Annotated in this window: 19 protein-coding genes and 1 riboswitch; of the genes, 9 read left to right on the top strand and 10 right to left on the bottom strand. The window is 68.8% G+C overall.

What is annotated here, in order from left to right; translation table 11 throughout:
- The first annotated feature begins 20 nt into the window (after window positions 1–20).
- On the top strand, window positions 21–794 hold the full coding sequence (locus ACIA1L_RS18690) for an ATP-binding cassette domain-containing protein (RefSeq protein WP_396074031.1): 774 nt from the start codon (window positions 21–23) through the stop codon (window positions 792–794).
- Window positions 795–843: 49 nt separating this feature from the next.
- Here the strand turns inward: ACIA1L_RS18690 and ACIA1L_RS18685 are convergent, their stop codons facing one another.
- The 3 genes from ACIA1L_RS18685 to ACIA1L_RS18675 all read right to left on the bottom strand — a co-directional run bounded on the left by ACIA1L_RS18685 (window position 844) and on the right by ACIA1L_RS18675 (window position 7,598).
- Complete coding sequence (locus ACIA1L_RS18685; RefSeq protein WP_396074030.1) at window positions 844–3,009, bottom strand: discoidin domain-containing protein; 2,166 nt, start codon at window positions 3,007–3,009, stop codon at window positions 844–846.
- A 110-nt stretch (window positions 3,010–3,119) separates the two neighbouring features.
- A complete protein-coding gene (locus ACIA1L_RS18680) occupies window positions 3,120–4,541 on the bottom strand; it encodes a glycine hydroxymethyltransferase (RefSeq protein WP_396074028.1) in 1,422 nt (473 codons plus the stop codon).
- Between the two features lie 21 nt (window positions 4,542–4,562).
- A riboswitch (ZMP/ZTP riboswitch) is annotated at window positions 4,563–4,656 on the bottom strand.
- Window positions 4,657–4,694: 38 nt separating this feature from the next.
- On the bottom strand, window positions 4,695–7,598 hold the full coding sequence (locus tag ACIA1L_RS18675; protein WP_396074027.1) for a discoidin domain-containing protein: 2,904 nt from the start codon (window positions 7,596–7,598) through the stop codon (window positions 4,695–4,697).
- 166 nt (window positions 7,599–7,764) lie between these two features.
- Between ACIA1L_RS18675 and ACIA1L_RS18670 the strand changes: the two genes are divergently transcribed.
- The 3 genes from ACIA1L_RS18670 to ACIA1L_RS18660 all read left to right on the top strand — a co-directional run bounded on the left by ACIA1L_RS18670 (window position 7,765) and on the right by ACIA1L_RS18660 (window position 10,286).
- Window positions 7,765–8,949 (top strand): zinc-dependent alcohol dehydrogenase, encoded by a 1,185-nt coding sequence (locus ACIA1L_RS18670; protein ID WP_396074025.1) that lies wholly within the window; start codon window positions 7,765–7,767, stop codon window positions 8,947–8,949.
- 240 nt (window positions 8,950–9,189) lie between these two features.
- Window positions 9,190–9,999 carry an RNA polymerase sigma factor SigF gene (locus tag ACIA1L_RS18665; RefSeq protein WP_396074023.1) on the top strand — a complete coding sequence of 270 codons (810 nt, stop codon included), beginning with the start codon at window positions 9,190–9,192 and terminating at the stop codon, window positions 9,997–9,999.
- A 128-nt stretch (window positions 10,000–10,127) separates the two neighbouring features.
- The gene (locus ACIA1L_RS18660) at window positions 10,128–10,286 is read left to right on the top strand and encodes a hypothetical protein (RefSeq protein ID WP_396074021.1); all 159 of its coding nucleotides are present in this window, start codon (window positions 10,128–10,130) and stop codon (window positions 10,284–10,286) included.
- A gap of 154 nt (window positions 10,287–10,440) precedes the next feature.
- On the opposite strand, the gene ACIA1L_RS18655 is transcribed toward ACIA1L_RS18660, so the two are convergent.
- The 5 genes from ACIA1L_RS18655 to ACIA1L_RS18635 all read right to left on the bottom strand — a co-directional run bounded on the left by ACIA1L_RS18655 (window position 10,441) and on the right by ACIA1L_RS18635 (window position 14,199).
- Window positions 10,441–11,013 (bottom strand): hypothetical protein, encoded by a 573-nt coding sequence (locus ACIA1L_RS18655; protein WP_396074020.1) that lies wholly within the window; start codon window positions 11,011–11,013, stop codon window positions 10,441–10,443.
- Window positions 11,010–11,318, bottom strand: coding sequence for a hypothetical protein (locus ACIA1L_RS18650; RefSeq protein WP_396074019.1), 309 nt, complete (start codon window positions 11,316–11,318; stop codon window positions 11,010–11,012). Before ACIA1L_RS18650 ends, ACIA1L_RS18655 begins: the two co-directional genes overlap by 4 nt.
- 152 nt (window positions 11,319–11,470) lie before the next feature.
- Window positions 11,471–12,469 (bottom strand): hypothetical protein, encoded by a 999-nt coding sequence (locus ACIA1L_RS18645; protein WP_396074018.1) that lies wholly within the window; start codon window positions 12,467–12,469, stop codon window positions 11,471–11,473.
- A gap of 471 nt (window positions 12,470–12,940) precedes the next feature.
- Window positions 12,941–13,453 (bottom strand): hypothetical protein, encoded by a 513-nt coding sequence (locus ACIA1L_RS18640; protein ID WP_396074017.1) that lies wholly within the window; start codon window positions 13,451–13,453, stop codon window positions 12,941–12,943.
- 560 nt (window positions 13,454–14,013) lie between these two features.
- Entirely contained in the window at window positions 14,014–14,199 is a 186-nt protein-coding gene (locus tag ACIA1L_RS18635) for a hypothetical protein (protein WP_396074016.1), read from the bottom strand.
- A gap of 261 nt (window positions 14,200–14,460) precedes the next feature.
- Here ACIA1L_RS18635 and ACIA1L_RS18630 point away from each other — a divergent pair, with 261 nt between their 5' ends.
- A complete protein-coding gene (locus tag ACIA1L_RS18630; RefSeq protein WP_396074015.1) occupies window positions 14,461–15,279 on the top strand; it encodes a hypothetical protein in 819 nt (272 codons plus the stop codon).
- Between the two features lie 3 nt (window positions 15,280–15,282).
- On the opposite strand, the gene ACIA1L_RS18625 is transcribed toward ACIA1L_RS18630, so the two are convergent.
- Window positions 15,283–17,118, bottom strand: a complete 1,836-nt coding sequence (locus tag ACIA1L_RS18625; protein WP_396074014.1) for a sulfatase-like hydrolase/transferase — start codon at window positions 17,116–17,118, stop codon at window positions 15,283–15,285.
- Between the two features lie 275 nt (window positions 17,119–17,393).
- Between ACIA1L_RS18625 and ACIA1L_RS18620 the strand changes: the two genes are divergently transcribed.
- The 4 genes from ACIA1L_RS18620 (at window position 17,394) to ACIA1L_RS18605 (ending at window position 20,983) form a co-directional block, all read left to right on the top strand.
- Window positions 17,394–18,014, top strand: coding sequence for a DedA family protein (locus ACIA1L_RS18620; RefSeq protein ID WP_396074013.1), 621 nt, complete (start codon window positions 17,394–17,396; stop codon window positions 18,012–18,014).
- A gap of 291 nt (window positions 18,015–18,305) precedes the next feature.
- Window positions 18,306–19,145 (top strand): SDR family NAD(P)-dependent oxidoreductase, encoded by an 840-nt coding sequence (locus tag ACIA1L_RS18615; RefSeq protein WP_396074012.1) that lies wholly within the window; start codon window positions 18,306–18,308, stop codon window positions 19,143–19,145.
- Between the two features lie 57 nt (window positions 19,146–19,202).
- Entirely contained in the window at window positions 19,203–20,162 is a 960-nt protein-coding gene (locus tag ACIA1L_RS18610; RefSeq protein ID WP_396074011.1) for an ATP-binding cassette domain-containing protein, read from the top strand.
- Window positions 20,159–20,983 (top strand): ABC transporter permease, encoded by an 825-nt coding sequence (locus tag ACIA1L_RS18605; protein WP_396074010.1) that lies wholly within the window; start codon window positions 20,159–20,161, stop codon window positions 20,981–20,983. Before ACIA1L_RS18610 ends, ACIA1L_RS18605 begins: the two co-directional genes overlap by 4 nt.
- On the opposite strand, the gene ACIA1L_RS18600 is transcribed toward ACIA1L_RS18605, so the two are convergent.
- Complete coding sequence (locus ACIA1L_RS18600; RefSeq protein WP_396074009.1) at window positions 20,943–24,125, bottom strand: BTAD domain-containing putative transcriptional regulator; 3,183 nt, start codon at window positions 24,123–24,125, stop codon at window positions 20,943–20,945. The two genes, ACIA1L_RS18605 and ACIA1L_RS18600, sit on opposite strands and share 41 nt — an antisense overlap.
- Window positions 24,126–24,134: the final 9 nt, after the last annotated feature.

The raw sequence follows: 24,134 nt of genomic DNA, 5'->3' as shown, positions 1-24,134 counted from the left end.
GACCAGGAGGTGCAGACCTGATGGTCACCCCAGTCTTGGAGGCTCGTGGGCTCACCAAACGCTATGGCCGGGTCACGGCGATCGAGAGCGGCGACCTGGAGCTGTATCCCGGCGAGATTCTCGCCGTGATCGGCGACAACGGCGCCGGCAAGTCCAGCCTGATCAAGGCGCTGTCCGGTGCGCTAGTTCCGGACAGCGGCGAGATCTACCTCGACGGGCAGCGGGTCACCTTCCGCAACCCGATGGAGGCCCGCGAGGCCGGCATCGAAACCGTCTATCAGACCCTCGCGGTCGCACCCGGACTGGACATCGCCGACAATCTGTTCCTCGGCCGGGAGCAGCGCCGCCCCGGACCGTTGGGCTCGATCTTCCGCATGCTCGACCGTAAACACATGCGGTCCGAGGCTCGGCGGCACATGTCCGAGCTCGGCGTCGGCACCCTGCAGAACATCGGCCAGGCGGTGGAGTCATTGTCCGGCGGCCAGCGCCAAGCCGTCGCGGTAGCCCGGTCGGCGGCCTTCGGCAGCAAGGTGGTGATCCTCGACGAGCCGACGGCGGCGCTCGGCGTCAAGGAAGGCAACCGGGTGCTGCAGCTGATTCGTGATGTCCGGGACCGCGGTCTGCCGGTCATCCTGATCAGCCACAACATGCCGCACGTGTTCGAGGTCGCCGACCGGATCCACATCCAGCGGCTGGGCCGCCGAGCCACGGTGATCACTCCGAAGTCGCACTCGATGTCGGACGCGGTCGCCATCATGACCGGAGCCGCTCCACCCCCGCCGCACGTCGCCTGAGGCGGATGCCGCGCCGGTCCTCGTCGGACCGGCGCGGCGTGCTGCGTGTCTACGGGAATTCGGTGACCGTCGACGGAATGGTGGCCGTCCCCTGGGCCGGGCCGCCGGTGTTGTTGACCACGTGGTCGATCACCCCGACGCCGCCCAGCGACACCGTGAAGGAGTTGTGCAGCCTCACCCCGCCGTTCACCGGCACCTCGAAGCCGCGGTCCGAACGCACCTGCGGGTTCACGTTGAAGTAGCAGTAGCTGCCCATCGCCCACGCTTCGTGGCTCGTGACGTGGTCGGCGACCTTGTACGCGGCGTACCCGTTGGCACCCGAGCGCCACGCGGCGTTCGACGGCGGGTCGTACGGCTGCTCGTTCTGCAGGAAGTACGTGCGCCCACCGTTGCCGTTCCAGATGACCTCGTACTTCTGGTAGTGCTCGACGAAGAGGGCGTACGCGATGATGTTCCGGCCGTTGACGATCAGGCCGGTGTCGGCGGTGTTGATCGTCCAGCCGTAGGTGCCGGCGTTGCCATGGTCGGCCCGCCACGCCCAGATGTGGTCGATGATCGTGTCGTTGCTGTTGACCAGCAGGCTGTTGGTGGCCTTGCCGGCGATGGCCCCGCCGATCCGGAAGAACACGTCCTGCACGGTCGTCGGGTTGGCGGCGTGGTTCGCTGAGGACCCGTTTGGCCCGATGACCAGCAGGTTCGCCGAGTTTGTGGTGCCGGCGTCGAAGAGCAGCCCGGCGAGTTTCACGCCGTCCACATCGGCCACCTGCATCGGGGTGACGCCGCCGTCCGGAATGATCGTGGCGTAGCCCAGGCCGAGCACGACCGTGTCGGGGCGGGTCACGTTGATCGTCTGGCTGACGTGGTAGATGCCGGGCTGGAAGAGCAGATGGCGGCCCTGGGCCAGCGCCTGGTTGATCGTCGCGGCGGAGTCACCGGGCTTGGCGACGTAGAACTGGCTCAGCGGGAGGCTGGTGCCCGGGGTGTTGCCGGTGATCCAGGTGGCGCCGGAGGCGTTCTGCCGCAGGTTCGGCACGAAGACCGCGTACTGTCCGCCGGTCTTGTAGAGGTACGGCTTCTCCCGGATCGAGGGCGCGGTGCCGATGGTCGTGTACGGCGGGTTCGGGAAGCTCGACGCCGGAGCGCCCTGCACACCGACGAACGTCTGGTTCCACACGGCGTTCAGGTTGGAGCCGATCTGGCTGTTGCGGGTGAACCACTGCTGCTGCGAGTACTGCTGCTCGGAGCCGCTGATCCGGGAGTCGGCGATGTAGCCGCCGGACGCCCAGCCATAGCCGGCGGGGGCGAGGTTGAGGTCGCCGTGGATGTCCATTCGCCTGAACGGCGCGGCCTGCGAGACGGCCCACCGGTTGGCGCCGTTCACCGGATAGACGGCGAGGTTCTCGACCGAGCGCCAGAAATTCTGGGTGGCGTTGCCCTGGAACCAGCCGGCGTCCACGGTGATGTCGCCGTTGATCCGGGTGTCCTGCGGGTTCTGGCCGAGCCCGAGCACCGAGGTGTAGAAGCCGACCTGGATGTTGAGGCCGTGGTAGGTGCCGGGCTCGAAGGCCAGGACGTAGCGTTGCAGTCCGAACTGGTTGGACTCCTGCTGCCGAAAGATCGTGTCGGCCCGGCTCTGGATGGCCGCCGTGGACATCGAGGGGTCGAACACGACGACGTTCGCGCCGAGGCTCCCGCCGGGCGGAATCGGGTCGGTCGGGGTGCCGCCGAAGACCTTGAACTCCCAGAGCGAGTAGCCGTACGGGGTCGCTCGCGTGGTGCCGTTCATGCGGACATACCGGGCGGTGGCGCTGACGGCGACGCTCTGGGTGCCGAGCTGACCCGCGGTGGCCGGGGTGGCGTCGGTCCAGCTGGTGCCGTTGGTCGAGGTCTGGATCGTGAAGGTCCGGGCGTACGCGGCTTCCCAGTTCAACTCGATCCGGGAGATCGCCGTGCTGGTGCCGAGGTCGACGTGAAGCCATTGTGGGTCGGCGAAGGCGGAGGACCACCGGGTGCCGGTGTTGCCGTCCACGGCGGCCGAGGCGGGGAAGGCGCCCGGGTTCTCCGAGGAGGAGGCGGTGGCGGGTTTGCCCTGGGAGAGCAGCGTCTCGGCGGCGTGAGCGGCCGGCGCGGGGAAGGCGCCCAGTGCGGCGACCACTGCGAGGACAAGACCCCATCGGGAAATGCGGGATCGGGGGACGACTGCGGCAACGGCCATGGCAACTCCTCGTGTGAGAGCGCTCTCTTGGCCCGACGCTAATTCGGTTACGTCAATGTGTCAAAGGTGTGACGGGCCCGGCTTGCGCCAGGCCCGTCACCTGGCGAAGATCAGCCGAGCTCGACGCTCGGGTAGAGCGGGAACGCGCCCAGCAGCTCCGTGGCCTGCTTGCTGATCCGGTCGGACACCGCCGCGTCCAGCTCGAACTTGGCCTTCGACGCGCCGGCCTTGGTCTGGGTCAGGACCGTGTGCATCAGCTCGGCGATCTGGTCCATCTCCGCCGTGCCGAGGCCGCGGGTGGTCAGCGCCGGGGTGCCGACCCTGATGCCCGAGGTGTACCAGGCGCCGTTCGGATCCTGCGGGATCGAGTTGCGGTTCGTGACGATGCCGCTGTCCAGCAGCGCCTGCTCGGCCTGGCGACCGGTCAGGCCGTACTTGTCGACGTCCAGCAGCACGAGGTGGTTGTCGGTGCCGCCGCTGACCACGGTCGCGCCGCGTTTGGTCAGACCCTCAGCCAGCGCCTGGCTGTTGGCGACGATGGCTTGCGCGTAGTCGGCGAACTCCGGACGGCGGGCCTCCGCGAACGCGATCGCCTTGGCCGCCATCACGTGCGACAGCGGACCACCGAGCACCATCGGGCAGCCGCGGTCGACCTGGTCGGCCAGCTCCGGCTGGGCGAACACGGCACCGCCGCGCGGGCCACGCAGGCTCTTGTGGGTCGTCGTGGTGACGATGTGCGCGTGCGCGATCGGGTCGAAGTCGCCGGTGAAGACCTTGCCCGCGACCAGCCCGGCGAAGTGCGCCATGTCGACCATGAAGGTCGCGCCCACCTCGTCGGCGATCTCGCGCATGGTCGCGAAGTTCACCTTGCGGGGGTACGCGGAATAGCCACCCACGATGATCAACGGCTTGAACTCACGCGCCGACTCCCGCAGCGCCGCGTAGTCGATCTGGCCGGTGGCCGGGTCCACGCCGTAACTGCGCTGGTCGAACATCTTGCCGGAGATGTTCGGGCGGAAACCGTGCGTCAGGTGGCCGCCCGCGTCCAACGACATGCCCAGCATCCGCTGGTTGCCGAACGCCTGCCGCAGCTCGGCCCACTCGGCGTCGGTCATGTCGTTGACGTTGCGCTTCTGCACCTTCGCCAGCGCGGGAGCCTCGACCCGGTCCGCCAGCACCGCCCAGTACGCCACGAGGTTGGCGTCGATGCCGGAGTGCGGCTGCACGTACGCGTACGGCGCGCCGAACAGAGCCTTGGCGTGCTCGACGGCGATCGACTCGACCTCGTCGACGTTCTGGCAGCCGGCGTAGAAGCGGCGGCCGATGGTGCCCTCGGCGTACTTGTCGGACAGCCAGTTGCCCATCGCCAGCAGCACGGCGGGCGAGGCGTAGTTCTCGGACGCGATCAGCTTGAGGGACTCGCGCTGGTCGGTCAGCTCCTTGGCGATCGCGTCGGCGATCCGGGGCTCGACGGCTCGCACGGCGTCCAGCGCGGCGCGGAAAGCGGTCGACTCGGCGTTCAGCTCAGACATCGGACCTCCCTATCACAGGTTCGGTGAGGCCCAGGCGCACGGCGGTCACCCCGAAGTGGGTGGGACCGCTCCCCGATGGTCATCCATCCTCAACACGCCAGTCACGGCCCGCGGACGAGCATACCGACGCGTCGAGCGAAGGTCACACCCCGCTCAGGTGACGGACAGCTCCGTCACCTCGGCGTCACCCGGCCGCCACCCCTCGACCACGACGGCGACGTACCGGGCTTGGGCACCCAGCGTTTCGTAGGTGTGGCCGTCCGTCGAAGCCTCAAGCTGATGCGGCCGCCGCCGACCCTTGGACCAGCGGAGCCGGACCGCGGACACCGGAGTCACGGCGCCGAGGTCGACCACCATCCGCCCGGCGGCACCCGGCCGCCACGACGTCGCCGGATCGCCGTCGACCGCGCGGTTCGGGGAAGTCATGCCCGCTGGCAGGGGCGAGGTCGGAAACGTCGTCCGGCCCCGGGCCAGGTCGGCGGTCGGGGTCAGCGGGCCGCCCGAGATCGTGACGTCGCGGGACTTGCCGGCGGGGACGCGTACGGTATCCGCCCGGTCACCGCGCCGCAGCGTGACCACGACCCGGCGCCCCGCTGGAGCGGTGACCGTGACGTGGTGCGAGTCGCGCACGACGAACCGCGTGCCCTTCGGCGGATCGCCCGCAACGGTGAACCGCGGCGCTTCCACCCGCGCGGTGCCGCCGTCCAGACTGACCTTCCACTCGACGCCGTCCTGCGTCAGCACCTGCTCGCCGAGATAGAGCGCATGCCGCGACGGTAGGCGCACGACCGCGTCCCGAACCGGCCGGGCGGTGAGGTTGAAAACGCTCAGGAACCCGTCGGCGTCGCTGACCGCCAGCCCGTCGGCGGCAGGCATGATTCTTGCGGCCGCCCCGGCCAGCTTCGAGTGGCCGCCCGGATAACCCTCGACCAGCGGCGCCGTCACGCCGACCGAGGTGCCGGTCACCGAGATCTTCCCGTCGCCGCCGTGCGCTACCAACCCGGCCCGGCCGTCGATGCCCACCCAGCGCGCCACGCTGCGGGTCTGCGGAACAGTAGCCGCATCGGTCCAGCTTTGACCGTCCGTCGAGGTCTGGATCAAGAACTTCTTTCCGTACGCGGCATCCCAGGCGATCCGCACACCCGCCACCTGCACCGCGGTGCCCAGGTCGACGGCGAGCCAGGAGTCAGCCCGGCCGCGTTCCTCCGGATCCACCGCCCAGCGAGTGTGCGGGTTGCCGTCAGTAGCGTGCCGCGTCGGATTCCACGGGTCCTGCGAAGAAGCGGTGGGCATCGCGCCCTGGGCCAGGTCGGCACCCGTGACGTCGAGCACCGCGAAGCTCCACAGCGCGTACCCCTCGGCGGTGGCCGGTTCGCGGCCGAGCATGCGCACGTAACGGGCCGGACGCGCAGTGAACGTGATGTCGCCGGTCAGTTCGTTGCGCAGCTCGGCGCGGCCACCCGCGTACGTGAACGTGCGGGTGCCCGTGTTGCCCAGGACGAGACCGCCCTCGCCCGACACGCCTGCCTGGGCGTAAACGACCGCCCCGGACGGCAGCGTGGCAAACCCCGCGTATCCCCCCGCCAGCGCGAAAACGGTAGCGGTCGCTTGGATGCCGTCGCGGCTGCCGGTGTATGCCCGCGTCCAATGCCCCGTCGGCACGGCACCGGTCGGCAGGAACGCCGAGACCCGCGGGTCGACCAACTCGGTGTCGTGGTCCGGCAGCCACAGCAGGCGGGCGAACTCGGGCTTGGTGACAGCCGCGGCGAGGGCGGCCGTCGACTGGTGCACGGTGAGTCCGGCCGTACCGAAATCGCGGGTGCCCGCCGCCCGGCTGAAGAACTCGTCCCGGGAGGCTGGCAGGACCGGCAGGGGGCGCAGCATGTGCAGCAGATACGCGACGGCGATCTCCGCGCGCGCCTCCGCCTCGTCCTTCTGCTGATCGTCCACCTTCGTCAACCGGTTCGCCGGCGCCTGCTGCACCCACGGCAGCAACCGCTCGGCCAGGTCCGCCTCGGCGCGGGCCGCGTCCCGATCGCCCTGGACCTGGGCCAGGAAGGCGAGTGGCAGCACGCTGCGGGCGTACCGGTGGAGGTGTTTCGGTCCCATCGGCTGCAGCGGCTCGCCTGAGGCGGTTGCCAACAGGCGCAGCGTCCGCCACAGCTGCTCGCCGTTGGGCTGCCGCGTCAACACCTCGGGAATCGGGCGCTTCGCGACGAGGAAATGGATCGCCGAGCGCCCCGCTGTCCGCCACAACTCGGCCTGTGCGTCCGGATCGAAGACGCCGTCCCGTTCCACAAAGAACGCATCGTGCACGTTGTGAGCGCTGGTCAACCGGTCGACCTGCTCGCCGTCGACCACGGCGGGGTTGGCCCGGTCGGCCGCCGGCAACGCGCTGGCATTCCCGGCCCAGAACCGGAACCGGGCCCGCCACGCCTTGGTGGTGGCGGCATCCGCACTCCACGCCATGCCCGGCGCCAGGGCCTGCGCGTAGACACCCATCTCCCCGAGCTTGCTGTCGCCCTGCCAGCCGCCGTCGATGCCGTTCGGACCCCACTCACCGCTCAGCGGATCGTTGCCGGCATTGAGCTGGTATGCGTACGCGGCCTGCCCTTCGGCGATGCGCTGCACCCGTTCCCGGGTCGCCGGGTCGAGGTCGGACCACAGCAGCCGCGCGGCGAGCACGAAATACAGCACAGCTGTCGAATCCGGAGAAAGTCGCTGACCCCACTCGTCTCCCCCACCAAGCTTGTTGGTGGCGGCGTGACGCGCAACAGCCGCGACGGTCTTTGCCCGCAGCGTTGCCGCGTCCACCCCAGCCAGTTCGGCGTCGTAGTCCGGCATGCCCAGCAGCACGGCGTTGCCGAGCACCACCATCGGACCGAGCGCAGTGTCGTCCTGCGCCTGCACCCAGCGGGTGTGCGCGAGCAGCACCCGCCGATACACCGCCGCAACGGGGTCGGCAGTCTTGGCAAACGCGGGCACGGCGGCGAGCGGTATCGACAGGCCACCGACTCCGGCCAGCATCAGCAGTCGGCGGCGGGACAGAGCGAGCAAGGATCCTCCCGGCGCAACACAACGGCCTGCCTACGATTCGCTTCGGCCTGATGGCTGTCAAATTCGTCGGGGTCGCGGGCGCGTCTTGCCACCCGGCCCGAGGTGTATCCACGGCAAGACGGGGCATTCGATCTGCGAGGGCCGTCCAGCGATCTTCGGAGAGAACATGCGTGCATTGACGTGGCAGGGCACCGGAAAGGTGTCCGTCGAGACCGTTCCAGACCCGAAGATCCACGAGCCCACGGACGCCATCGTACGCATGACGTCCACCGCCATCTGCGGCTCCGACCTGCACCTCTACAACGTGCTCGGGATGTACCTCGACGCCGGCGACATTCTCGGCCACGAGCCGATGGGCATCGTCGAGGAGGTCGGCGCCGAGGTCACCCACATCAAGCCGGGCGACCGGGTCGTCATCCCCTTCAACATCTCCTGCGGCCACTGCTGGATGTGTTCCCGCGGCCTCTATGCGCAGTGTGAGACCACGCAGGTCACCTCGCAGGGTAAGGGCGCCTCGCTCCTCGGGTTCTCCAAGCTTTACGGCCAGGTTCCGGGCGGGCAGGCCGAATACCTGCGAGTGCCGCAGGCGCAGTTCGGCCCGATCAAGGTGCCGGACGGCCATCCCGACGAGCGCTATCTGTTCCTGTCGGACGTGCTGACCACCTCGTGGCAGGCCGCGAAGTACGCCGACTTCGCACCGGGCGACACGGTGTTCGTCACCGGGCTCGGGCCGATCGGCCAGATGTCCGCCCGGATCGCCCGCCACCTCGGCGCCGGACGCGTCATCGCCACCGACCGCGTTCCCGAGCGCCTGGAAATGGCCCGCCGCAACGGCATCGAGGTCATCGACTTCTCCGAGGTCGACGACGTGCCTGCGGCTGTGCGGGAGCTGACCGCCGGGCGGGGTGCCGACAGCGTGATCGAAGCGGTCGGCATGGAGGCGCACGGCACCCCGGTCCAGGAGTTCGCCCAGAAGGCGGCCGGGAAGCTGCCGGACGCGCTGGCCCGTACGGCGATCGACAAGGCCGGCGTGGACCGGATGGGCGCGCTACGCACCGCCTTCGACGCGGTCCGCCGAGCCGGCACGATTTCGATCATCGGCGTGTACGGCGGTCAGGCCGACCCGTTCCCGATGATGGACCTCTTCGACAAGGGCGTGACCCTGCGGATGGGCCAGGCCCACGTCAAGCGCTGGGTGGACGACCTCATGCCGCTGCTCACCGGCGACGACGACCCGCTCGGCGTCGACGACCTGGTCACCCACCGGGTCCCGCTGGAAGAGGCGCCGCACGTCTACGAGCTGTTCAACAACAAGGAGGATGGCTGCATCAAGGCCGTACTCAAGCCCTGAAATCGGGCAGGGTACTACAACGTGAGGGGTCCACTACCCCCAGTCACTCATACTTTCGGCTAGTCTTTCCTCGACCGGTCAGCTATGGTCGTCGTAACCGAACGGCCAAGCACGCGTGGGCACCGGCGGTCACACCGACCGCCGGACCCCACGGACCGATAGCGACACCCAGCCCGATCCGGGCCCGGCATCCCCCGCCGGGCCGGCTCTCCGGACCAGGTGCTCAGGGAGGACCACGGAATGACTGTGACCCAGTCGGCCCCGTCGACCACGAAGACGGCCACGATCAGCAAGGCGCCGGAAGACAGCGCCGCCGATCTCCTCAACGCCATGGCAGCGATGCCCGCCGGCCACCCCTCCCGGGTGTCGCTGCGCGACCGCGCCATCGAGGCGTGGCAGCCCCTCGCCCGGCACCTCGCCCACCGCTACGCCGGCCGCGGCGAACCCACCGACGACCTCATCCAAACCGCCATGGTCGGCCTCATCAAAGCCGTCGACAAATTCGACCCCACCCGCGGCGTCGACTTCGCCGGCTACGCCATCCCCACCATCATCGGCGAAATCAAACGCCACTTCCGCGACCGCACCTGGTCCGTCCGCGTCCCCCGCCGCCTGCAAGAACTCCGGCTCGCCATCACCGAAGCCAACGCAACCCTGACCCACACCCTGGGCCGGTCCCCCACCGTCGCCGACATCGCCGTGCACCTCGGCGTCACCGAAGAAGACATCCTGGAAGGCCTCGAAGGCGCCCGCGCCTACAACGCCACCAGCCTCTCCACCCCCATCAGCACCGACGGCACCACCGAACTCGGCGACACCCTCGGCGGCGAAGACCACGAATTCGAACTCGCCGAAACCCGCGTCGCCCTCGGCCCCGCCCTCGCCACCCTCGACCCCCGCGAACAAAAAATCCTCACCCTGCGCTTCTACGGCAACCTCACCCAATCCCAGATCGCCGACCACATCGGCATCTCCCAGATGCACGTCAGCCGCCTGCTCACCAAAGCCCTGACCAAGCTGCGCAGCCACCTGGCCGCCGACAGCATCTAAAGCCCCCGCAGACCTGGAACGCCGGCCCGGTTCGGGCCGGCGTTCTGTCGTTTCGCGGGGCGGCGCGCTGGCGCTTGGCCGCGGTATTCTGGCGTCGCGACGCCAGCTGCCGGACAGCCGTCTGAGACATGTCCGCACTGCTCGCCGAGCGGGGGATCGTCGTCACGGACGAGGACCGGGCGCGCGCTCGCCGTCGTCTGGCCGAGACCCGCGAGCGACGCGATCCCGAGCTGCGAAAGCAGCTCGGGATCGCGTGGGTCTGCGTCCCACCACTGCCGCGTGACTGACCGCCCGATCCACCTCATGCTGGATACATCCACTGTTTCTCGATTACTGCCGCGGATCCCTGCCTGTCGGCGAATTGCTCGTCGAGATTGACGCCGAGGGCGGCACCACCGCTGGACTATGACGTCGACGTAGCCACCCGCACGCTTTTCCGAACTACTCGCCTAGGCCGCTGCGGTCCCGTGGCACCGGTCCGGAGATGGGCAGCTTTCTCGCATCCTTCTCGCGGTTGAGGGACCGCAGCATGGCGGCGAGGCAGCGGTTGCGGGCCCGGTCAATCTCGTCGCGGGGGTAGGAAACGCCCAGGTTCATCTGCTCATCGGTGGTGAGGGGCGGTTGCAGCCATGCTTCGCGGGCTTGGCGGCCGGCTTGGCCGCGGGCGGCTTCGTCGAGCAGCTTGTAGGCCTCGTGAACGTCAGGTGCTTGGATCTGTAGCCAGGCAAGGTGGAATTGGATCCGCGCCTTGATTTTGCCGAAGTCTGCGGAGACTTCATGCCGCGCGTTTTCGGTGTTCGGTCGCCGTCGGATGCGGTAGGGCATCTCGGCGTATTCTTCGATCGTGGTAAGCGCCTCGGCGAAGGACTTCGCCTTGTCGTCGAGGCGTGCTTTGCGAGTGTTGAATCGGTTGACCAATCCGGCGACGAGGATGCTTCCGGAAACGGTGATGAAGGGGACGACGACGGCGACGGTCAAGGCCCAGGTCCAGCCCGTGCTCGGTGGCGGGGTCATTTTGGCTCTTCCAGTCCGTGCGGTGCGTCGGGTAGAACCCACTCGCCGCCGTTTGGGCCACCGGTTTCGCGCCAGTGGTTCTCCAGGAACAGGTGCCGCCGGGCGACCTCGATGAGATCCAGGAGGCCCTTGGAGCTGGTCCAACGGGCATCAGGCGGATCGTGCGGCTGCCAGAGACAGAGCGCGTCATCTCTTGGGTACCGGTGTTTCGATGTGGCGCCCGGCTTCGCGAAGACACGCGGGAAGTCTTCGGGGGGCAGCCCGTAAGTGCCGTAGGGCGGCTTGGCGTAGAAGCGGATCGTCATCGTGACCGGGTCTGAATCACCTATGACGTCGAGCCCTTCGACGACATAGGTGAGGGATTCTCTGCCGTAGTGGTATTGCAGGGTGGGCCCGAACCGGTGCCGCGCTTCGCGTTCCAGCGGGGCCCACCATGCAAGGTGGGCGCCATACCAACTCAACGAGGAGCCCAGCCTCGAGTAAGGGTCGGCGCCGCGGTGGTGATGAGCGTGGCTCCAGCCCTGAGCCGGCCCACTTCTTCCCGCCTCAGGTCGGCTGCATCACTGTCAGCGACGACGCCGGGGAGCACGAGATGCAACTCGTGCTGGGCGAGGGCCGAGCGTCCGGCTTCCTCGTGCGCGATCGCCTCGGTGATGTGGTCGCGCGCCACTTGCAGGCGCCACCTGACATCCTTGCGGGACATGGGCAGCTTGATCGGGTCGGAAACACCGGCCGGGTCCTCAGTGAACCCCTCACCGATCGCGTCGGTGGCATGGGTGAAGAACCTGTCGAGTCCTTCGAGCAGGGTGTAAGGCTCGTCGGCGATGCACTCCAGGGCGAGCGCCTTGACGTTCCATGAGTGCAGTGGCTTGCCGTGCCGGTCACGCCAGTGCTTGAGCAGCCGGATGACCTTGGCGAACATCTTGTCCGTGCGTTCGATGGCGTCCCAGACCGACTCGGTGTGCTTCTCGGGGTGTGAGCGGTCCCAGCCGGCATCAATGTCGCGGTTCGGAATCCAGAGGCCAGCGTCGTCGGTGTTGTCGATCGCGACGATCACGTCGGCGGTGAAGTCGTCCTGCCCGGGCGTGACCGGGTCACCGAAGCTGATCAGCACGGACCGTTTGCGGCCCTCGATGGTGACTCGCAGCTTCTCGTAGTCACCGGCCATGTGATCGCGAATCGCCTCCCGGGCCGCCTCCATCAAGGGAGTCGCTTCCTGCCGGCCGGGCCCGTAGTCGCCGGCGTCGGCGACCACGACGCCCTGGTCGACGTCGGTGAGTGGGGTGTTGGCGTCTCCGTGCGCGACGCTGCCGTTGATGTAGCTGCGCGAGTCCGGGAAAGCGTCGCGCAGCGCGTCGTTGATCTGGTTCCGGCGTGAACGGGCCTCCGCCAGCTCCTCCGGAGTCACCTCGAGAGTGTGGCGACCTTCGTCGAGCAGTTCTTCCAGTGTCGTCATGCTGTTGTCCTGTTCGGCCTGCGGCCATGGGTGAGGCCCCGGGCGGACACTACGATGCGACGGACGGCTGAAATGACACAAACCGGTAGGGCACTGCCCACCAGGTCCGCGTTCGGGATATCGTCCAGATGCCAGTCAGGATGACCCCGTAGCCGTCGCCCCTTGCGCGTCACGCTGCGGGGTTTTCTGCCTGATCGAGGGTAGTACGCGCCTCCGACAAGTCCGTAGCGCAGCGCGGTTCGGTCCACCCTCACCAAACGGATGATCATGGATTAACCAGGCAAAGCTGCCCCTGACACGCTCGCTTTGGGCACCATCCGTGATCTCTTCCGGGTGAATGGCAGGGCATCGGATGCAGGCTTAACCAAAATGATCTTTCGTAAAGATGCTCACCACGCTACTCACGGAGAGTGCCGAGAATCGGCATGGCGGAATGTCACCGAAGGTTCAAGGCAGCTCAAGGCGCCCCTGTTACGCGTGTCGTTCGTGCGGGATGCGCCTACTGGGCCAGAGCGTATGTCCGGATCGGATCAAGGTGCAGTTCGTAAGGTCATAGCAGTCGGCGGCGAGTGTCGCGACTGGAGCGCCGCAGTGGCAGGCACGGTTGAGCCCTTCGTATCCTGCAGGTCCGCAGCAGCCACTGCTGTTCTTCCAGTCGGGTAGCGGTTGAAGACCTGGAGCGTCCTCGGGGTGCACTACGACGGTGTCCCGGGTGCCGGCAGAGATGACGAAGCCTTCTTCGTGGCTGACCATGGGGCTGCGGGACTGCGCTGGCTTTGGGTTCTCTTGGTCGTCCTGCACCACATAGGGAAAGCCCCAGGGCTCGGGATCGATCGCATAGTGCCCCTGCGGGATCGTGGAAGGAGCTCGACGAGTCTTTTCATCCCGGTCGTGTTCGTTGTTGGAGACGTCGGGGATCGCTGGGAGCTTCATGAGTTCCGACGTGATCGCGGTGCCGCACTTGGAACAGAGGAAGACGGTCATATCCTTGTTCCCTTGCTGATGAGGTTGCATCGACTGATCATCTTACTTCTCGTTGCGCCTCGGAGCGGCGCGCGATGGCGCCGCGGAAATCGGGCATAGCGAGGCTGACGGTCGTGGTGCGGGAGGCCGTGTCCCTCACAGCATGGAGCTTGTGCTCGGCCGCGGCCATGGTGGTCTCGATAGCGGCACTTCACCCATCCAGCCTTGTTCTTTGGCCTCCTGCAGACGATCGGCGAGGGCGCCCGCGCGGACGCTGCTGCGGCACCGGATTGACCAAATGCCCCTCGCCGAGCTCGATCCAGAACTCGTAGAACGACCGCAACACCGCGTTGCTGTGCCGGATCGTGCGCGGCTGATATCCGTCGCCCAGGCACTGCTTGCGGGTCACTGCGTTCACCGACCCCGCCGTGGTCACCGATCGGGTGCCTCGGCCCGCGACCGGCTTGCGGGCCCGCATCAGCTACAGCACGAAGTCTTTCGTCTCTGTACTCGTCGCTGGGTCCCACGGCACCTCGATCACCTGCAGAAATCGCCACCAGCGATGCAGGTCATATGCGTAGCTACGCACCGATCTCGCTCTGTTTCCCCCGGGCGACGAAGTCACGCAAGAACCGGAGAACCGGGTCCACCGGCGTGCCCTGCGAATCCACCACCAGCCACGGCACCACACCGTCCGACTGAACCACCCGACCCCACCGAGCCAGGTGGATCTCATCAACGCCTCGGCCACCCTCGTACACCGGCATTCGCCCTCCCCAACGGTCGGAGAAGAACTAACGGCTGGTGCAACGACACACCGAGGTCGAAGTCTTAGTCCGGTCAACAGCTCCGGGTCTATACGCCGGGCTGGGTGGCGGCGGGTTCGTGTTACCCCAAGAGGACTGAGTCGGCAACCGTCCTGCTCCCATAGTGCTGCGGTTCGGCACCCGGATCGCTAGGGTCCGCACAGAGTCCGCCCCGATTCTCGAAGACGTCACCCCACCGCTTCGAATCAGGGAGTTCCGCCCATGCGCCAGCGCCACCTCACCGCAGTCCTCGCCGCCGTCGTTGGTGTTGCCCTGACCGGCGCGCTGGCCGCGCCCGCGCAGGCTGCTCCTGCTTCCGACAAGCAGTCCACGACGACCGCGGCGCACGCTCCGGAAGGCCGCGGGCCGGGCGGCAGGGGGCCGGGTGACGGAGGCGGCCGGGACGGGCAGCGGCCAGTCGAGGACCGCGGCCCGGCCGACGAGGACGACAGTGCGAGCGAGTTCCGCGCCGGCGGCACGGTCACCGCGGTCGATTCCGCGGCCGCGACGATCACCCTCAGCCACCCGGGCGCCAACGGTGCCGCCGAGGAAGAGACCATCGCAGTCGCCGCCGACGCGACCGTCACCGTTGACGAGGACGACGCCGCGCTGGGCGATGTGCCGGTCGGGGCGCGGGTCCGGCTCAGCGGGACGGTCACCGTTGATGAAGAGGACGAGGACGCCGAGGAGGTACGGACCGCCGACCTGGTCGAGGCCGTGACGAGCTGGGACCTGCGGCTGGGTGGCACGGTCAGCGCGGTCGACAGCGCGGCCAGCACACTCACCTTGGTTCCGCCTGCGGCCCGCAAGGGCGCGAAGGCCGCCACCGCGAAGCCGGTCACGGTCACCGTGGGGTCCGGCGCCAAGGTCACCCTCGACCGCAAGACCGCCACACTCGCCGATGTAGTCGTGGGTGCCACCGTTCAGGTGAGCGGCACCGAGGGCATCACCGGGCAGACCGTGACCAAGGTCGAGGCCAAGTCCGCCGTGACCGTCAAGAAGAGCACCCGCAAGGCCAAGAAGAAGTCCGGCAAGCGCTGACGGTCAGCGGCCCGGTGCCCGCATCGCCCGGGTGGCGTCGCCGGACGCCGGGCCGTACGCGGTGAGGAACTTGTCCCGGAACTGGTCCATCCGCCACACCGGCGCGTTCGGGGCGGGCTTGAGCCCGTCGGTCCAGTTCCAGCCGGCCACCCGGTTCAGCACCGACTTGTCCTTGGCGACGATGGTGATCGGCACGTCGCGGCTGGCGCCCTCGCCGACCACGATCGGGGCTGGCTGGTGGTCGCCGAGAAACACCATGACGGTGTCGTCGTCGCCGAACTTCTCCAGGTACGAGATGACGGTCGTCAGCGTGTACTGGATCGAGCGGCTGTACTCGCGTTTGACCTTCGCCGGGTCCTGCCAGACCGAGCCGGACTTCTTGGCGTCCTTCTTGATCTGGTCGTAGACGGAGCCGTCGCCGACGTCGTCCCAGTCGATGAAGCTGGGGATCGGCGCCCAGGGCGTGTGGCTGGACACCAGGGGCATCTCGACGAACAGCGGCGCGTGGGCCGGGCCGTGCACGTTCTTCTGGAACCAGGACAGCGTGTACTGGTCCGGCTGCGGCGACCAGCTGAACTTCGGGCCGGCGTAGCCGGTGTTGCGCGAGTCGAAGACCCGGTCGTAGCCGTAGAAGTCGCCCTCCGGCCAGGCCCGCTTGGCACCCGGCATCACGCTGACCGTGTCAAAACCGGCTTTCTTCGACAGGCTGGTCAGGGTCAGCCGCTCACTGGCGGTGAGGTTCCGGTAGCGCTGCTGGTTGTTGATCCAGAGACCAGACAGCAGGGTCGAGTGGGCGAGCCAGCTGCCGCCGCCCGCGGTCGGGGAGGTGAGCCAGCCGCTCTTGGCGGCATACCCGGCCTTGCTCAGGTCGACCATGCCGTCGGTCAGCACGTCGACCGTACCCGGGGAAAGGGCTGGATCTTCGATCGCCGAGCGGCCGTAGCTTTCGACGAAGGTGACGAAGACGTCCTTGCCGCGCAGACCGGCGAGCAGCTGGTCCGGCGGCGTCGCCGCAAACGCGTCGACCTTGACCTCGCGGGCGAAGTCCTTCTCGTCGTTCAGGCCCGCTTGGACCAGACGAACCCGGTCCCATGCGTACGTGACACTGGCGCGCGCCGCCACCGGGATCTGCTCGAACACCTGGACACCCAGCACCAGGCAGACCACCCACACCGCGATGCCGGAAAGCGTGGCCCGCGTCATGGCCGTCCGGTGTCGCACGGTCACCTTGGCGATCCGCCGGAACGCGAGGGTCATCAGCGCAAGCACTGCCACGATGATCACCACGATGCCGATCACCGCGCCGGTCGCGCCGGCCTGGCCGTAGGAGTCCTGGACGAACGAGTGGGCGTCGTCGAAGAGCTCCCAGTCGAGCACCGGGTCGAAGGGTCGGGCCAGGACCTTGCCGAAGCCCATGTCGAGGCCCTTTTCCAGGACCAGGAGGCCGAGTCCCGCGCCGAAGACTCCGGCGGCGATCCGCTGCCAACGCCCGCGGGCCAGGAGCAGGACGCCGACGGCGAGGAAAAGCTCGATCGGCAGGCGGACGTAGGTGCCGGGCCGTTCGAGGCGGCCCACCACGTTCGGCATGATCGTCGCCGCGAAGATCAGGACGATGGCGCCGGTGGTCAGCGCACCGCCGGCGATCCGCCGCAACCGGCTCGGCGCGGCCGCTTCCGGTTTGTCAGACTTCTCGCCCTCGACGGACATCTCTGTGGCGTCGGACGACGACGGCACTGTCTCGTCCTGCGGCGGCTCCGCCGTCGATCCCGACGTCGCCGGCGCTGCGGCAGCGCGCCGGCGGAAGCGGGAGACCAGCGCATCGCGCAGTGAACCAGACAAAACGACGTCCTCCTCCTTCGACATTCCTTGGGGAGGAACGGATCTCGGCCGGCCGCAGTTCAATCCCGGGCCGGGCCGCCGGGAAATCCACACGTTATCCACAGGCTGCGGAGTGGGGAATTTCGGTGTTTCCGCCGCTCGGGAGTGGCACTCGGAAGTTTGCGGGTGTTCCGGCTGGATACGGTGTCAGTCCGGGGAGCCACCCCGCCACCGCCGACGGGAGCCGCGAAAAGCCCATGCCGCCGCCTGCCGAACTGCCTAGCCTCCTGCAACCGGTGGCGCCGATCCTCGACCGCTGGGGCTACCTCGCCCTGGCCGGCGTCATCGGGGTGGAGAGCTTCGGCGTTCCCGCCCCCGGCCAAACCCTCATGATCGCCGCCGCGATCTACTCCACCTGGGGCCGGCTGGACATCTTCGCGGTAGCAGCGGTCTGCTTCATCGCGGCCGTCCTCGGCGACAACATCGGCTACTGGATCGGCGTCCGCGGCGGCCGCAAGGCGGTGAACCGCTTCGGCAAGTACATCTTCATCACCCCGCCCCGCCTGGAACGCGCCGAGCGCTTCTTCGCTCGCCGCGGCAACCGCATCGTCGTGGTGGCCCGCTTCATCGACGGCCTCCGCCAGCTCAACGGGGTCATCGCCGGCCTCACCAACATGCCCTGGAGAACCTTCCTCCTCTACAACACCATCGGCGCGGCGCTGTGGGTCGGTTGGTGGACCACGGTCGCCTACCTCTTCGGCACCCAGCTCGTGAAGATGGTCGAGGAGTCCCACCAGTACACCTTCTGGGTGATCGGCGGGATCGCCGTCGCCATCGCCGCCTACGTCGTCATCCACGTCCGCCGCCGCCGCGCCCGCGAAGCCGACCCCACCCTCGATGAGGAAGCCGCCGCCTGACACCGCCTGCCCGAGCCATCGGCGAAGTGCAAGGTGCTTGCGGAGGGCGAACAGCCAGGTTGCTCGTCTCCCATGCCGCCGCGATGGGTAGCCCCCGTGGGCGCCAAAGGCTGGCTCGACCGATTGGATCTCGCCCTCGACCAGCAGCCGAGCGGCTCCGGACTTTCGATTTGCGACGGCTTGGCTTTCGATCTGCGACGGCTTCGTGTTCGATTTGCGGCAGGTGGGCTTTCGATTTGCGGCGGCGCTGAGCGGGTGTACGCGGAGGTGCGGCGCGGCGATAATCGGACGATGGGTGCGATGGAGCGGTTTGCGTTCGCGGGGCGTACGTGTGTGGTCACCGGGGCGGCGAGCGGGATCGGCGCGGCGCTAGCCCTGAATCTGGCGAAGCGGCGGGCCGTGCTCGCGCTGGTCGACATCGACGGCGACGGCGTGGAGCGGGTCGCTGAGCAGGCGCGGCAGATCGGCGCCAAGGACGTCAGCACCCATGTCGTGGATCTGGGCGACGGCGGCGACCGGCTGGATCTGGCCGCCGAGGTGGCCGAGCGGCACGGCGGCACCGACCTGTTGATCAACAATGCCGGGGTGGCGTTGAGCGGCACCTTCGAGCAGGTCGGGATGAAGGACTTCGACTGGTTGATGGAGATCAACCTGCATGCGGTGGTCCGGATGACCAAGGCGTTCCTGCCTCAGCTGCTGGAGCGTCCCGGCGCGCACGTCGTCAACGTGTCCAGCCTGTTCGGCTTGCTCGCACCGCCGGCGCAGGTGGCGTACGCGACCAGCAAGTTCGGCGTCCGCGGCTTCTCCGAGGCGCTGCGGCACGAGTTGGCCGGCCGGGTCGGGGTAACGGTCGTGCACCCCGGCGGCGTACGCACGAACATCGCCACGAGTGCGCGGATCAGCGGCCCGGACGTCGACGGGGAGCAGGCGGAGCAGATCAAGCGGTTCACGGAGCTGGCGCTGACCCTGCCACCGGAGGAGGCCGCCCGACAGATCATCGCGGCGGTGCAGGCGCGCAAGCCCCGGCTGGTGATCACCGCGATCGCTAAGGCGGCCGACCTGCTGGTCCGCTTCGCTCCCGCCCGGTACTGGTCCTTCCTGGCCCGGGGCATTCGCACCAAGGGCCTGTAGCGCCCGTGTCGGTGGCGTGTCGGTGCCGTGTCAGCGGGCCGGCACAGACTTCTCACCATGACCGCAGAACTCGTGATCGAGGCCGAGGGCCTCGTCAAGCACTTCGGTGCGACAAAAGCGTTGCAGGGGGTCGACCTGGCTGTGCCCCGCGGCACGGTGCTCGGCGTGCTCGGCCCCAACGGCGCGGGCAAGACCACCGCCGTACGGATCCTCTCGACCCTGCTGACGCCGGATGCGGGCAGTGCGCGGATCGCCGGGTTCGACGTCGTGAAGGACGCTGAGCGGGTCCGCCAGTCGATCGGCCTGACCGGCCAGTACGCCTCGGTCGACGAGGATCTGACCGGCCGGCAGAACCTGGAACTCTTCGGCACGCTGCTGGACCTGGGCCGGGCGGGTGCCCGAAGCCGGGCGGCGGAACTACTGGAGTGGTTCGACCTGACCGGGGCCGCCGACCGGATGGCCAAGACGTATTCGGGCGGCATGCGGCGCCGGCTGGACCTGGCCGCGAGCCTGGTCGGCTCCCCGGACGTGATCTTCCTGGACGAGCCGACCACCGGCCTCGACCCGGCGAAGCGCGAAGACATGTGGGACGTGGTGCGCAGCCTGGTGGCGGGCGGTGCGACGGTGCTGCTCACGACGCAGTATCTGGAAGAGGCCGACGCGCTGGCTGATGCGATCACCGTGATCGACCACGGTCGGGTCATCGCCCACGACACCCCGGACGGGCTGAAGCGGGTGGTCGGCGGGCAGACCCTCGAGGTACGCCCCACCAACCCGGCCGACCTGGCCCGGACCACCGCGATCCTGTCCGAGGTGTCGTCGGGTGCGGCGGCCGACGAGATCCGCAAGGGCGTACTGGCCGTACCGGTGACCGGTGACGCCGCGCTGACCGAGGCGGTGGCGCGGCTGGCGGGTGCCGGGGTCGCGGTCACCGAGTTGTCCCTGCACCTGCCGAGCCTGGACGAGGTCTTCTTCTCGCTCACCGGCAAGGCTGACCGTGCGGAGGTCGCGGCATGACGATGCTCGCCGAGAAGCCCCGTACGCCCATCGCCAAAGTCGCGGCCGCTCCGCAGCGCCGCCCCTTCCGGCTGGTACGGCACTCGCTCGCACTCGCGAAGCGCAGCCTGATCAAGACCTGGCGTACGCCCGAAGCGCTGATCGACGTGACCCTGCAGCCGGTGCTGTTCCTGGTCATCTTCGTCTACATCTTCGGCGGGGCGGTGGCCGGGTCGACCCACGACTACCTGCAGTTCCTCCTGCCGGGCATCCTGGCGCAGACGATCGCCACCGGCTGCATCGCGATCGGTGTCAACCTCAACACCGACCTGCAGAAGGGCATCTTCGACCGGTTCCGGTCGCTGCCGGTGCCCCGGTCGGCGCCGCTGGTCGGTGCCGTGCTGGGTGACGTGGTGCGCTACCTGATCGTCACGCTGGTGACGGTCGGCATCGGTTACGTCATGGGCTTCCGGATCACCACGGACCCGTTCAGTGCGATCGCCGGCTGCCTGCTCGCCGTCCTTTTCGCGCTGTGCCTGAGTTGGCTGCCGGTCTTCGTGGCGATGAAGGTCCGTACCCCCGGCGCAGTCCAGGGTTTGATGTTCGCCTTGATCATGCCGCTCAGCTTCGCCTCCAACGTGTTCGTCAGCACGAGCACGCTGCCGGGCTGGATGCAGGCGTTCGTCGACGTGAACCCGCTGACCCACCTGGTCGGCGCGGTACGCGGCCTGTTCCTCGGCACGCCGCTCGACAATCACGTGTGGTGGACGCTCGCGTGGTGCGCCGGATTCGTGGTGTGCTTCATGCCGCTGGCGCTCCGGGCGTACCGGAAGAAGGTCTGAGCAGTCGGTCCATGAGCTCGCGGATCTGCGCGGCGGTCGCCGCGACGGGCTCGTCACGACGCTCAGCCAGCAACTGTTGACGGCGGTCCTCGGTGCCGAGGGCCGCCGTCAGGCGTTCGTTCCCGCCCGGCGGCAGCATCATGCTCAACGAGGCCCCGGAACGCATGGCGCGCGCCCACAGCTCACGGGCGAGCTGGTCGTCACCGCGCTGAGCCGCACACACCGCACCGCCCAGCGCCCACGCACCGGCGAGCGGAGCGTCGTTCGTCTTCAGCACTTCGTCGCGGGCCAGCGTGAGCTGGGCGACGCCGCGGGCTTCCGACTCCTCGGCCATCAGGTAGAGCACCGCCACGGCGATCCGGAAGACGACCCGATGTTCGGCCAGCGGCGCGGGCAGACCCGCGGTCGCCCGCAACACCGCGTCGGCGTGCTCCACCACCTCAGCGAGATGGCGGCGTTCCCACGCGATGTGGGCCAGGCCCAGACTCGCATGAGCCACGTCGCCGTCATCCGATTGCGCGGAGGACGCCGACTCACGCAGTCGCCGCTCCGCGCCGGCATCGCCTTCGAGCGCCAGTTTGGCGTCGAGCATCAACCGGACCGAGCGGGCATCCTGCACGGCGCCGACCAGGTTCATGTGCTGCAAGCTGCGCTGCAACCACTCCACCGAGTTCTCCCGGCGAGTGCCGAAGGAATGCCCCATCGCCTGCGCAGCCATAGCCATCCCCCAGTGGTCACCCGCCGTTTCGAACATCGCGTACGCGGCTTCGGCGTCCACGACAGACTGGTCCGGCATGCCACTGTTCTCCCGGACAACCGCGCGCGCGAACAGACCCAGTGCTCGCACGAACGGGTCCGGATGGGCGATCAGCTTCGCGGCGTGCCGCATGGTCTCCTCCGGAGCGAACCGGTCAAACCCCGGCAACGCTTCGGCCATCGCAAGGTGCCGCGCGGAGATGTCAGCGGACCGCTCCCTGACCACCAGACGCAACGCTCGCCCCGCCAACGCGGTCAGCCGGGGCGGTCCGGTGATCGACCCGTTCACCCGGGCCAGCAAGCACACTCCCGCGAGCCGGTCCGCGTTCGGCAACGGCCTGCCGGACGCCTCGCCCCGAGCAACCGCCGACCTGGTCCGAGCCGCGGGATCGTCAGCCCTCAGCACGGTCCGGCTCCACGTCGACACCTCGACGTGCAGTCCCCGTACGGTCCACAGCTGGAACAACGCCGCGGCCAGGTCGACCATGGCGGGCTCGTCGTCCTGGGCTGCGCTCCACCGCAGCGCCGCAAGCAAGTTCTCCTGCTCCTTGGCGGTGGCGGCGAGGGCCTCCAGCTGCTTTGGTCCAATGTGGTCGGCGCCCAGCGCCACCGCCTGCTGCCTGGCCCATGTCACGAGGCCGGTCATCGCCGCGCGGCGGTCGCCCAGGCGCGCCTCGCCGTATTCCCGCACCGTCTCCAGCATGCGGTAGCGGGACGGCCCGCCGTCGCCGTCCTCCAAGATCACCAGCGACTGCTCGACCAGGATTGCTAAGCCACGACGGACGTCGGGCTGCCTACCCGCGCGGGCTGCCCCTCCTGCAACCGCGACGGCAGCTGCAGCGTCGGCGGTGAACGGCGCGGGGATGACGGCCAGGCGTTGCAGCAGGTCCCGCTCGGCCGGGGCCAGCAGCTCCCGGCTCCAGTCGACCATCGCCCACAGGCTGGCATGCCGCTCGGGCAGCCCGCGCAGCGCCTCGTCCAGCAACGCGAACCGGTCGGACAGCCCGGCCAGCACATCGTCGATCGGCATATGCCGCAACCGCGCAGCGGCCAGCTCGAGCGCGAGGGGCAGATTGTCGAGCCGGTGACAGAGGGCCAGTGCCCGCTCGACATCCCAGGTCATCGCCGCCCCGCCGGCCCGAGCCCGGGTCTCCAACAGGTCAAGCGCCTCCGCATCGGGCAACGCCGCGAGTCGATACACCGACTCGCCCGCCAACCCCAGCGGTGCCCGGCTCGTCGCCAGCACCGCCAGCTCCGGACCCGCCGCAGCCAGGAGATCGGCAACCACCGTGGCCGCCGCATCCAGCACATGCTCACAGTTGTCGAGCACCACCAGCCCGGCCAACTCCGGCGCCACCGCCCGCAACCGCTCCTCAGGTGTCAACACCCGCCGCTCGACGGTGAGCCCCGGTGTCGTGGTCTCCGCTCCGCCCAGCGCCGCGAGCACCACCGACAACACCTCATCGGAAGACCGCAGACCCGCAAGCTCAATCACACGTACGGCGCCAGGCGCCCGTCTCGCCACCTCGGCGGCCAGGCGAGTCTTCCCGGCACCCCCGGTTGCCACCACAGTGACCAGCGGAGCCTCGGCAAGCTGCCGAACCACCTCCGCCACATCGCCATCCCGCCCCACGAACGCTGTTCCCGGCCGCAGCCACGACGCTGGCATGGCAACCAGCGCCGACCGGCGCGGCGCACTTCGCGGCTTGAGCTCCCCCCGCAGCAGGGCGAGATGGACATCGGCGATCACCGGCGACGGATCGGAGCCGTACCGGTCGGCCAGCTCGGCGCGCAACCGCTCGACGACCTCGAGAGCTTCCGCATCCCGGCCCTGAGCAGCCAACACCCGGACGAGCAGGGCCACCGCCGGTTCATCAGGCGGGGTCCGGCCGGCCAGCAGCCGCAGGTCGTTCTCCGGCCACGAGGCACCAGCGCCCAACGCGGCCTCGGCACCCACGGCGGTGACATCCGCGAACAGACGGGCCACCTCGCCGTCGACCAGGTCGGGCACCTCGGGAAACAACGCCCGCGCGGCTTCCGCCGCCCGCCGAGCACGCTGCGGATCACCATCCCGCAGCGCCAGCCGCGCCTGGTCAACCGACGCCCGAGCGGCGGCGGCATCGGTCTCCACCTGCTCGGCAGGCACCCGGTAACCGCCCGCAACGGCCACGACAGGAAGCCCGAGCCGCCGCGCCCGAGAAACCAGCGCCTGCACCGCCCCGGCCGCGTCCTCGGGCGGATCCCCATGCCACACGGCATCCGCCAGCGCGTTAGTAGAGACAGCCCGGCCCCGCGCCCCGGCAAGCTCCCGAATCACGGCGGCCAGACGCTCGCCCCGCACAACCTGCCCGTCGACGGCCAACGGCGCCAGAGTGGTGATCCGCACCCGCCCATT

Source organism: Actinoplanes sp. NPDC051859 (assembly GCF_044452725.1).
In the GTDB taxonomy this organism is placed as follows: domain Bacteria; phylum Actinomycetota; class Actinomycetes; order Mycobacteriales; family Micromonosporaceae; genus Actinoplanes.
This window is presented reverse-complemented; position numbering and strand designations above follow the sequence as displayed.

What these genes read in the sequence shown, in the direction of transcription:
- ACIA1L_RS18685 (WP_396074030.1), bottom strand. Translation starts at nt 3,009, where the DNA reads ATGGCCGTTGCCGCAGTCGTCCCCCGATCCCGCATTTCCCGATGGGGT.
- ACIA1L_RS18665 (WP_396074023.1), top strand. Translation starts at nt 9,190, where the DNA reads ATGACTGTGACCCAGTCGGCCCCGTCGACCACGAAGACGGCCACGATC.
- ACIA1L_RS18615 (WP_396074012.1), top strand. Translation starts at nt 18,306, where the DNA reads ATGGGTGCGATGGAGCGGTTTGCGTTCGCGGGGCGTACGTGTGTGGTC.
- ACIA1L_RS18605 (WP_396074010.1), top strand. Translation starts at nt 20,159, where the DNA reads ATGACGATGCTCGCCGAGAAGCCCCGTACGCCCATCGCCAAAGTCGCG.
- ACIA1L_RS18650 (WP_396074019.1), bottom strand. Translation starts at nt 11,318, where the DNA reads ATGACGATCCGCTTCTACGCCAAGCCGCCCTACGGCACTTACGGGCTG.
- ACIA1L_RS18660 (WP_396074021.1), top strand. Translation starts at nt 10,128, where the DNA reads ATGTCCGCACTGCTCGCCGAGCGGGGGATCGTCGTCACGGACGAGGAC.
- ACIA1L_RS18635 (WP_396074016.1), bottom strand. Translation starts at nt 14,199, where the DNA reads ATGCCGGTGTACGAGGGTGGCCGAGGCGTTGATGAGATCCACCTGGCT.
- ACIA1L_RS18655 (WP_396074020.1), bottom strand. Translation starts at nt 11,013, where the DNA reads ATGACCCCGCCACCGAGCACGGGCTGGACCTGGGCCTTGACCGTCGCC.
- ACIA1L_RS18670 (WP_396074025.1), top strand. Translation starts at nt 7,765, where the DNA reads ATGCGTGCATTGACGTGGCAGGGCACCGGAAAGGTGTCCGTCGAGACC.
- ACIA1L_RS18640 (WP_396074017.1), bottom strand. Translation starts at nt 13,453, where the DNA reads ATGACCGTCTTCCTCTGTTCCAAGTGCGGCACCGCGATCACGTCGGAA.
- ACIA1L_RS18645 (WP_396074018.1), bottom strand. Translation starts at nt 12,469, where the DNA reads ATGACGACACTGGAAGAACTGCTCGACGAAGGTCGCCACACTCTCGAG.
- ACIA1L_RS18680 (WP_396074028.1), bottom strand. Translation starts at nt 4,541, where the DNA reads ATGTCTGAGCTGAACGCCGAGTCGACCGCTTTCCGCGCCGCGCTGGAC.
- ACIA1L_RS18630 (WP_396074015.1), top strand. Translation starts at nt 14,461, where the DNA reads ATGCGCCAGCGCCACCTCACCGCAGTCCTCGCCGCCGTCGTTGGTGTT.
- ACIA1L_RS18690 (WP_396074031.1), top strand. Translation starts at nt 21, where the DNA reads ATGGTCACCCCAGTCTTGGAGGCTCGTGGGCTCACCAAACGCTATGGC.
- ACIA1L_RS18610 (WP_396074011.1), top strand. Translation starts at nt 19,203, where the DNA reads ATGACCGCAGAACTCGTGATCGAGGCCGAGGGCCTCGTCAAGCACTTC.